The organism is Streptomyces sp. NPDC051776 (genome assembly GCF_040681345.1).
In the GTDB taxonomy this organism is placed as follows: domain Bacteria; phylum Actinomycetota; class Actinomycetes; order Streptomycetales; family Streptomycetaceae; genus Streptomyces.
The window spans coordinates 1-6,565 of sequence record NZ_JBFAYQ010000106.1 but is presented as its reverse complement, the minus strand read 5'-3'; the positions used below and the strand labels follow the sequence as shown (position 1 = coordinate 6,565).

The 6,565-nt window shown below is 67.9% G+C and carries 6 protein-coding genes and 1 pseudogene; 3 read left to right on the top strand and 4 right to left on the bottom strand.

Annotated features, from left to right (window positions below):
* Nucleotides 1-178 precede the first annotated feature (178 nt).
* Entirely contained in the window at nucleotides 179-613 is a 435-nt protein-coding gene (locus AB0M26_RS31025; protein ID WP_365266207.1) for a DUF2267 domain-containing protein, read from the bottom strand.
* A gap of 251 nt (nucleotides 614-864) precedes the next feature.
* Nucleotides 865-1,302, bottom strand: a complete 438-nt coding sequence (locus AB0M26_RS31020) for an Hsp20/alpha crystallin family protein (protein WP_365266205.1) — start codon at nucleotides 1,300-1,302, stop codon at nucleotides 865-867.
* A 134-nt stretch (nucleotides 1,303-1,436) separates the two neighbouring features.
* Here AB0M26_RS31020 and AB0M26_RS31015 point away from each other — a divergent pair, with 134 nt between their 5' ends.
* Both AB0M26_RS31015 and AB0M26_RS31010 read left to right on the top strand, forming a co-directional pair.
* On the top strand, nucleotides 1,437-2,117 hold the full coding sequence (locus AB0M26_RS31015; protein WP_365266203.1) for a type III effector protein: 681 nt from the start codon (nucleotides 1,437-1,439) through the stop codon (nucleotides 2,115-2,117).
* A gap of 1,076 nt (nucleotides 2,118-3,193) precedes the next feature.
* The gene (locus AB0M26_RS31010) at nucleotides 3,194-3,541 is read left to right on the top strand and encodes a MerR family transcriptional regulator (RefSeq protein WP_365266201.1); all 348 of its coding nucleotides are present in this window, start codon (nucleotides 3,194-3,196) and stop codon (nucleotides 3,539-3,541) included.
* A 475-nt stretch (nucleotides 3,542-4,016) separates the two neighbouring features.
* On the opposite strand, the gene AB0M26_RS31005 is transcribed toward AB0M26_RS31010, so the two are convergent.
* Nucleotides 4,017-5,231, bottom strand: a complete 1,215-nt coding sequence (locus tag AB0M26_RS31005; protein ID WP_365266199.1) for a PP2C family protein-serine/threonine phosphatase — start codon at nucleotides 5,229-5,231, stop codon at nucleotides 4,017-4,019.
* A 461-nt stretch (nucleotides 5,232-5,692) separates the two neighbouring features.
* On the opposite strand from AB0M26_RS31005, the gene AB0M26_RS31000 reads away from it, so the two are divergent.
* Entirely contained in the window at nucleotides 5,693-6,115 is a 423-nt protein-coding gene (locus tag AB0M26_RS31000; protein WP_365266208.1) for an Hsp20/alpha crystallin family protein, read from the top strand.
* Nucleotides 6,116-6,237: 122 nt separating this feature from the next.
* Here AB0M26_RS31000 and AB0M26_RS30995 read toward each other — a convergent pair.
* A pseudogene (locus tag AB0M26_RS30995) lies at nucleotides 6,238-6,381 on the bottom strand (SAM-dependent methyltransferase); the annotation flags it as partial.
* Nucleotides 6,382-6,565: the final 184 nt, after the last annotated feature.

The following is a 6,565-nucleotide window of genomic DNA, read 5'->3' as shown; positions in this document are numbered from 1 at the left end:
CTACCTCGCCGGCCTCCACCTCCGTGCCTCCATGATCTGGATCAACGACCTCCTGAAGGCGACTGGCTGATCACAACATCACACAGGCCCTAGGGCCTGTAACGCCGGGACCGGCCCCCTTCCGGGCTCTGCGGAAGTGGGGGCCGGTGTCTCATCCGGTGGCCTTGGTCTGCCCGGGTCAGGCGGCCTGTATCAGTTCGGCTCGCCCGAACAGCAGGGCATAGCCGCTGGGGAGTTGGGTGAGGATACGGGCCAGGAGTTCGTGTCCGGCCAGTTCGGCGACGATGGTGAGGACGGTGCCGACGTCCCAGCGGGTGGTTGCGGGGGTGGCGCCGGTGCGGTCGGCGAGGTCCTTCACAAAGCCCCAGCCGGTGAGGGTTTCGGTTGCCGGGACCTGCCCGGTGAATTGGAGTGCCGCCTCGACGGGCAGGCGTGCGGCCAGGTCGACGCGCTCATCGCCCACGAGCTGGCGGCCGAGCGCGGCCAGCACCGCTGTGACGGCCGTTTCGGCCCGCTCCCGGGTGGAGTAGGCCCCGTCGTACCGCACGCGCTCCAGCAACTGGTCGTAGGTCATGGCGGGGGCCGGACGGTCGAGATTGGGCTGGGCGTACATCGGCGGGTGCTGCCTTTCCGTTGTTTTGTCGTAGTAGTGGTGTGGGCCGGAGCGCCTGGGCTCGCCAGGTGACACAAGCGAGCCCAGGCCGAGTCGTGCTGGGCGCTGCCCATGCCACGATCGGTCTGCTGAGGCGGTGGGGGAGGCGGCCCGGGGCCTGGGCCGCCTCCCTCGCCTGAGGCGGGGATGAGGGGAGGGCTCCCCGCCGGGGCGTCCGCCGCGACAGTTGCTCCGGCGGATCGGTGGGATGCTCAGCCCATGATCTGCTTCTGATCGCGGTCGGCCGTGGTGACGGCGATCTTGCGGGGCTTGGCCCGCTCGGCGATCGGGATGCGCAGGGTCAGGACCCCTGCGTCGTAGTGGGCCTGGATGTTCTCGGCGTCCAGGCTGTCGCCCAGCATGACCTGGCGAGAGAAGACGCCGAGGGGGCGCTCGGAAATGGTCATCTGCACATCGTCGGAGTGTGCGAGGGGCCGGCGCTCGGCCTTGATCGTCAGCGCGTTCCGCTCGACGTCGATGTCGATCGCGTCGGCGGTCACGCCGGGCAGGTCCACGGCGATCACGTAGGTGTCGCCCTCGCGGTAGGCGTCCATCGGCATCGAGGACGGCCGTGACCAGGTCCCTGTCGTACCCATGAACTGCTGGGCCAGACGGTCCAGTTCACGGAAGGGGTCAGTGCGCATCAACATGGGATCACACCTCCATCGGCTCGCTGAAAACTCAGCCAATGCGCTTCACCTGACACGGTTGTACCATGTCATCCATGCGATGACAAACCAAGCGTCGCCGACACGTTGACAACCGCCCGGGAGGAGGAGGCCCGTTGCCTGAAGCCCACCGCAAAACCATCGAGGTACATGACCCTGCACCCGCCGTGCTCGCCGCCCACCGAGCGCTGATCGATATCGCCGAGGCCGTACACACCGCATACGCCACCACGCCAGGTGATCCACCCGCCAACGACGAAGGCTCGGCCGCGGCACAGGCACTCGCAGCCCTCTCTCTGCTCCGGGACGTACGCGAGCGCCTGGCCGCGTGGGAGACCGGACTGATCGAAGCAGCCCGCACCGGGGGAGCGAGCTGGGCTCAACTCGCCACCCCCCTGGGGGTCGCCAGCCGGCAAGCCGCCGAACGACGCTACCTGCGCATCCGCCCGGGCGCTGCCGGCAGCACCGGCGAACAACGCATCCAGGACACACGCGACCGCCGCGCCGCCGACCGCAGCGTCGACGACTGGGCCCGCCGCCACGCCGCCGACCTGCGCCGCCTTGCGGGACAGATCACCGCCCTCACTGATCTGCCGACATCGGCCCGCACCCCGGTCGGGGACCTCGACCAAGCCCTGGCCGCCGATGATGCCGCCGGCCTGGTCGGCCCACTGGCCGACGCCCACCCACATCTCCAGGACAGCCATCCCGACCTCGCCGCCCGCATCGACGGCATCAACCGGCACACCAACCAGCTACGCCGCAACAGCAACGACCGGCGTCGAAGCCCAACCTGACGCACCCAGGAGCAGGTCGTGTCACCGGGGGAAGCGGGCGTGGATGGCTGCCCCGGCCGGGGCGCGGGGTGAACGTCACCTCGCTGGCCAGGCGGTGGACCATGGGCCATCCGAACCCTCCGGCGCCACTGTCGAGGTCGGGGGCACCTCTCGCGGGAGTGCGGGACTGGGGCCGCTGACGACAACGTGCACCGCTTCGGTGGTGGCACTGAGGTGGAGGGTGTAGGAGCCGCCGCCGTGGCGCAGGGCGCTGGTGGCGAGTCGGAGACCACCAGGGCCAGGGTTTTCGCGGTCTCGTGGCCCGGGGCCGGGTCGAGATCATCGATGAAGGCGCGGGCGACCCCGCGGAGGCGAGGGGCGTCAGTGGGCTGTCGTCTTCGAGAACGACGGGGGCCTGGGAGGCGCTGTGCCGTCGTCTGCATGTCGGTCATGCGCTTGCGCCCCCGCCCAGTCGGTTGCGTCGCTGAGCTCAGCTGGTGCCCGCCGAGCCCGACCTCAACCCCATAGGCCACGCTTCCGGGCATGCGGGAGGTAGAACTCTCATCACCCCATTCGGAGAAAACCTGTCCTGGCGAGAGTAGACATGAGTGCGTGCGAGGGTTAGTGTTTCCTCGTACCCAGGAAGTCGAAGAGGGCACGGCAGAGATGAACTGCCGTGCGAGCAGGTCAGGCAGGACGCGGAACGGCAGTGGAGCGGCGGGGCCGGAAAGGCTGGGTTCCTTCACTGGCTGCCGGGCCGAGCGGCCCATGGGCCGCTCTGCCGGGCCGAGCGGCCCATGGGGCCGCATGCAGTATCCGCAATACCAGCAGTACAACCGAGTAACCGAATGAGGTAAGGAGCAGACGCCATCAGGATCGCCTGGGCGAAGCAGAACACCGCTCGGGTACCGCAGACCCCGGATTGGAAGGTGGTCCCCGGTCACGCATCCGCGATCCCCGCACTTCCGCCCTCCCGGGCGGACCAGCGGAACAAGAAGTCCGGCGCAGTCAGCCGGTAGATGGTGTTGAAAGCTCGGGGCCCGAGTGCCGGTACGGCACTCGGGCCCCCCGACGTTGTCCTTGGAAAGAAGAGGTCTATGCCCCCTCGCAGTACCCGCGTCGTCGACAAGTTCGACGACGACGACTACCCCGCCTACACCATGGGCCGGGCTGCCGACATGCTCGGCACCACCCCCGCCTTCCTCCGCGCCCTCGGCGAACACCGACTGATCACACCCCTGCGCTCCGAAGGCGGCCACCGTCGCTATTCCCGTTACCAACTACGTATCGCCGCACGCGCCCGCGAACTCGTTGACCAGGGGACCCCCATCGAGGCTGCCTGCCGCATCATCATCCTCGAAGACCAACTCGAGGAAGCCCAGCGCATCAACGAGCAACTGCGCACCCAAGGGGGCCAGCCGCAGTCGAATCCCTCAGCGTCATAGGGACGTCGGGCCCGATCTCAGCCCGTGCCATGGGGATCAGGCACCCGGCACAGCTCCGCGCCGCCGTCTCAGGTCAGGCCCGCAACCAGTACGCGCAGCATTGCACCAAGGGTCCTGGGAGGCCTGGGTCTTCGGATGTATCCCGCCCAACGGCCTGGTATCAACAACCGCCGACCCCCGGTACGTCGGCCCAACGCCTGTGCTGGCCACCCCTTCACTCGTGACCATGATCAATCTCATGCTCCGCGTGATCTGCGCCGTCGGAGGACACCCGCATGCCCGGATGAGGAACCCACCGGGGTTCCCCGCTCGATCAGCCACGGAATGGCACCGCACGCCCTGCCCGGCAGGAGCTGGCTCCCGTACCAGGCCCGCACTTGACCTCTCCCGAGTACGGGGCCTTCCGGTCGAAGGTTGCGGGTGGATTCGGCCGTCCGCTTCCGGCGGTGCTGAGTGCCGTGCGTGCCGGTGCGCGTCATGCCGCACCTCTGCCTCGCGGCGATGGAGGGCCGTTCCATTCGCATAGCAGGACGGTGGCGTCGTCGCTGAGGTTTCCCTCGTGGTGGTGGAGCACGGCGTGGATGAGGCGGCGCAGGGTCTCTGGGACGGAGAGGTCGTCGGTCTGGTGGCGGATGAGGGCGTCGATGAACCGGTCGAGCCCGAATTGGGTGCCTGCCGCGCTGCGGGCTTCGGTGACGCCGTCGGTGTAGAGCAAGAGCCGGTCGCCGGGCTGGAGTTGCTTGCGGCACACGGAGATGGGCAGGTCGAAACCGGTCCCCAGAGGGGGTGCGGGCGGGCATTCCAGGTGCGTGGTCCTGCGGCCGCCGCGGATCAGTACGGGCTGGGGGTGACCGCAGTTGACCCAGGTCAGAAGGCCGGTGATCATGTCGAGGTCGGCAAGGACGGCGGTGGCGTACCGGCTGTCCATGAAATGTTCGCTGATCATCTTCTCGATCGCTGCGCATGTGTGGTCCAGCGACGCGCCCTGGCGTCTGCGGTTGCGGCAGGTGGCCATGGCGAGGTTTGCGGTGAGTCCGGCCGGTGTGTCGTGGCCCATGGCGTCGAAGATCGCGAGGTGGGCGATGTTGGCTGCCAGGGCGTAGTCGAAGGCGTCGCCTGCGGTGGCGTAGGCCGGTTCCATCTGGGCGGCGATGGTGACGTGGCTGTTGGCGAAGGTGCGGGGCGGCATCAGGGTCCATTGCATCTCCGCGGAGACCGTCATGGCGTTGACCCGGATGAGGCGGGCGTAGGAGTCGCTGTTCGCGCGTTTGGCCACCAAGAGCAGACCCACAAGTGAGGCGAGGTCTTTCATGGCTTCCATGGTTTGGCCGGTGGGCTGGGGCCGGCTGTCCACGCGCAGTACGCCCAGGCGTTCGGTGCCGTCCAGAAGGGGCAGCCAATGCCGGTCGTATCCCTTCTCGGAGAAGGAGGAGATCTCGCCGGAGGTATAGGCACGGCCGGCCGAGGTGGTGTCGATGTCCAGTTGGGTCCCGCCGCGTCCGGCGTCACGTCCGCGTCCGGTCGCCTCCCGCAGCACCATTTTCTGTAGGTCGCTGACGAAGATGGTCGCCTGGTGCAAGCCCTGGCGTTCGGCGTGTTCGGCCACCAGCGCGGGCAGGTCTTCGAAGGTCGACACGTGGCTTGCTCGCAGCAGCCCTCGGAGCATGTGATCGGAACGGTGCGAGGCCATGGCAGAGCCTCCTGCGGGGGGCGGCCGCGGAGGCGATACCTCGCGAGGCGTCCGCGGCATGGGCACGGCGAGAAGGGCAGGGAGCCCGCGACGGAATATCTATTCCATCATGGTTTCGCGGAGTAGGCTCAGGCCCCACTTGGTCGATCCGCGGCGCGGCTTTGGGTGAACTCTGAGCAAGCGCGCTGATCGGTACGCGCCACACCCGCCGGGCCACGACCTGCAACAGGCGGTGGCGCAACCAGAGCATGCCGCGCCCCGCCCCCTCCCGCGCAGGGTGGCGGTGACCGGAATGTCGGCCCCGGCCAGAGCGCCCTGTGGCGGGCATCACGGCTAATCAGCGCCACAACCTGCGCGCATTCCCGCAGGATTGCGTCTGGTCTTGTCAACTTTTCTCTCGGGAGTTATATAAGTCAGTGAGGTTGCGCATCACGGGCATCCGAGGAAAGGGAGTGATCACGATGCTGATGCGTACGGACCCCTTCCGTGAGTTGGACCGCCTCACCCAGCAGCTTCTGGGCACTCCTGCCCGACCCGCGGCCATGCCGATGGACGCCTTCCGCGAGGGCGAGACCTTCGTGGTCGAACTGGACCTTCCGGGAATCGACCCGGAGTCGATCGACCTCGATGTCGAACGCAACGTGCTGACCATCAGGGCCGAACGTCGCCCCAGCATGGGCGAGGGCGTGGAGGTCGTGGTCTCTGAACGGCCCACCGGGTTCTTCAGCCGGCAGCTTTTCCTCGGCGAGACCCTGGACACCGAGCGCATCGACGCCTCCTACGACGCGGGCGTCCTGCGCCTGAGGATCCCGGTCGCCGAACAGGCCAAGCCCCGCAAGATCGCTATCAGCGGTGGGGACAGCCGCAAACAGATCAGCACCTGACCAATGTCGCGGTAACCGGGCGGGGCCCCTGCGCGCTGCCCGGTGATTCACAGAAGCGGCGGCACTCCCGGCCCATTCACCGGATCGGGCGGTGTTCTGTGCGACGTCTGCTGCCCGCGGGTCCCCGCCCCGCGCACCAGCTCGGCGAAGGTGCCGATCATGTTCCGCGCGATCGGCTTCGTCTCCAGCCGATCAGCGAACATCGACGCATACAGCTCGACGATCCCGTCGTAGGTCGCCTTGGTCTCGTCCTGGTGCTCTACCACGGAAAGGAATCCAACCCCGCGCACGTTCGCAGCTTCTCCGGGCCCGTGCCCCCCCACCAACCGCAAACTCCGACCTGACCAGTGCCCCGCTGTTGGACGACTCTCTGCATGAGCACGAAGGTGGGGGTTGGCGACAGTCACGGTGGACATGAGTGCTGATCTTGATGGGCAGCCTGATCCTGTT

Excerpts from the sequence above, each read along its gene's own strand:
- AB0M26_RS31025 (WP_365266207.1), bottom strand. The coding sequence starts at position 613 with ATGTACGCCCAGCCCAATCTCGACCGTCCGGCCCCCGCCATGACCTAC.
- AB0M26_RS31020 (WP_365266205.1), bottom strand. The coding sequence starts at position 1,302 with ATGTTGATGCGCACTGACCCCTTCCGTGAACTGGACCGTCTGGCCCAG.
- AB0M26_RS31010 (WP_365266201.1), top strand. The coding sequence starts at position 3,194 with ATGCCCCCTCGCAGTACCCGCGTCGTCGACAAGTTCGACGACGACGAC.
- AB0M26_RS31005 (WP_365266199.1), bottom strand. The coding sequence starts at position 5,231 with ATGGCCTCGCACCGTTCCGATCACATGCTCCGAGGGCTGCTGCGAGCA.
- AB0M26_RS31000 (WP_365266208.1), top strand. The coding sequence starts at position 5,693 with ATGCTGATGCGTACGGACCCCTTCCGTGAGTTGGACCGCCTCACCCAG.